Source organism: Gilliamella sp. B3023 (genome assembly GCF_026536845.1).
Classification (GTDB): domain Bacteria; phylum Pseudomonadota; class Gammaproteobacteria; order Enterobacterales; family Orbaceae; genus Gilliamella; species Gilliamella apicola_E.
In genome coordinates, this window is record NZ_JAFNNH010000069.1 from 1 (window position 1) to 770 (window position 770).

The following is a 770-nucleotide window of genomic DNA, read 5'->3' on the forward strand; positions in this document are numbered from 1 at the left end:
TTGCCGTTACCTTTAAGTTAAAACCCAATAATTGCTCAACCACATATAATGATTGATTATAAAGCTTTAAAAAATTACCTTCGGCAATAAACTGAACCGGACTTTTACTTAACGCTATTTTTTCTTCAATATTCATTTTATATTACTCCTTTAATATCGATATTTTTAACCACCACCTCGGTGCCCAGCATTTTTGCCGCTTAGCCGCAAAATCGCTTTTTTTATGGCTAAACGACGTTGACTCCTTGAGTCAGCTTACTTTTAATGACTCAACACTATTTTTTATCACCCCCACCCCCGGCCTAAGGATTAAGGACGAAGAAATAAAAACTAAGGATGGGAGCAAAGTCCGTAGTAGCCGCTGTTGGTGTAGCCCCGATCCACGTTACCGTGGTAGGGGTACACGACAAACTGGTTACTACCATCCGGGTCACTAGTCCAGTACCAAAGGCTGGTGAAGCCAACGCCGGAATAATCTGACATACTACCCCACTCCGTGAAAAAACCTGAACCAATTCTACGTTGGTAATAATTACCAGATGAGGAAGGGGTGGCGCCAGAGATAGCAGGATATGCTATACGAACCGCGTTGGTTAAATCCTTTACCTTAGGTACTCGATAACCAAGGCTATTACACCAAGATAAGGTTTGAGGATAGTAGTCCATCTTATCACCACGGTGAACAAACCACTGCTTCAAAGTAAAACCATATTTGACGACTGGAGTACCATTACTATCACGACCGACCAACTCGAAGGTCTGAGGCAAAG

Annotated in this window: 1 pseudogene; it reads right to left on the reverse strand. The window is 42.3% G+C overall.

Going from position 1 to position 770, the window contains the following annotated elements:
- Window positions 1-330 precede the first annotated feature (330 nt).
- Window positions 331-770: pseudogene (locus J3U16_RS12005) on the reverse strand (hypothetical protein); the annotation flags it as partial.